The following is a 1,427-nucleotide window of genomic DNA, read 5'->3' on the forward strand; positions in this document are numbered from 1 at the left end:
GCACACCCTCATCGGCGACCACCCCACCCACCCCCACCACCTCCCCACCTACCCCTTCCAACACAAGCGCTACTGGCAGCCGAGCAGGGCTGCCGCGACGACGGACGCAGCCTCCATCGGCCTCGGCGAGTTCGAGCACCCGCTGGTCGGCGCCACCGTCACGCGGGCCGACAGCGACGAGCTGCTGCTCACCGGCCGGCTCTCGCTGCGCACCCACCCCTGGCTCGCCGATCACACGGTGCTGGGTCGGGTGCTACTGCCCGGCACGGCGTTCGTGGAGCTGGCGCTGCAGGCAGGAGCCGAGGTACGGGCGGGGCATCTGGAGGAACTGACCCTGGAGGCGCCTCTGGTGCTCGCGGGGAACGACGCCTCGCAGTTCCAGGTCGCCGTGGCCGCCCCGGATGCGACCGGGCGGCGCTCGGTGACCGTGCACTCCCGTCCGGAGAGCACCGACTTCGAGCACGAGTGGATCAGGCACGCGGACGGTGTGCTTGCGCCCGAGGAGCTGCCCGCCGGGCAGCGTCTCACGGTCTGGCCGCCGAGTGGCGCCGAGCCGGTGGACCTCACTGGGCGGTATGAGGACCTGGCCGAGCAGGGCTTCACATACGGACCGGCCTTCCAGGGGCTGCGCGCGGTGTGGCGACGCGGAACGGAGGTCTTCGCGGAACTCGCACTCCCTGACGAGCAGTTGGAGCATGCCGGGAGCTTCGGTCTGCATCCGGCGCTGCTGGACTCGGCGCTGCACGCCATCGAGCTGGGCGTACTGCCCGGCACGGGTGAGGCACGGCTGCCGTTCGCGTGGAGTGGTGTACGGCTCTACGCCTCCGGCGCCACGAAGGCCCGGATCCGTCTCGCTCCGGCGGGTACGGACGCGGTGACGATCGAGGTCTCGGACCCGACAGGGTCCCCGGTACTCGCCGTGGAGTCCCTGGCGCTACGTGCAATCTCGGCCAAGCAGCTCGGAGCGGCAGCGGGCCGGAGCCACGACGCGCTGTTCCGGGTGGAGTGGGTACCGGCCGGGGCCGGTGGCATGACAAGTGCAACGGCCGCGGGCACCACGCTGATCCGGCTCGCCGCCGACGCGACGGTGCACGATGCCGTCCACACCGCGCTCGCCCGCACCCAGCAATGGCTCGCCGAGGACCGGCCCGAGGACGAGCGTCTGGTGCTGGTCACCAGCGGCGCGGTCGGCGTGGGCGCGGAGGAGGACGTGCGCGATCTTCCGGGCGCGGCGGCACGCGGTCTGTTGCGGTCGGCGCAGACCGAGAACCCCGACCGGATCATCCTCCTCGACCTCGACCTCGACGACCCCGACACCCTCCACACCATCCTCCCCACAGCACTCGCCAGCGGCGAACCCCAGATCGCCCTACGCAACGGCACACTCCTCACCCCCCGCCTCACCCGAATCACCACCCCCGAACCCA

1 protein-coding gene is annotated in these 1,427 nt (G+C 71.8%); it reads left to right on the forward strand.

What is annotated here, in order from left to right:
• On the forward strand, positions 1-1,427 hold a 1,427-nt coding region (locus MTF69_RS42610; protein ID WP_243342205.1), incomplete at both ends, for a polyketide synthase dehydratase domain-containing protein.

Source organism: Streptomyces sp. AP-93 (assembly GCF_022808175.1).
In the GTDB taxonomy this organism is placed as follows: Bacteria; Actinomycetota; Actinomycetes; order Streptomycetales; family Streptomycetaceae; genus Streptomyces.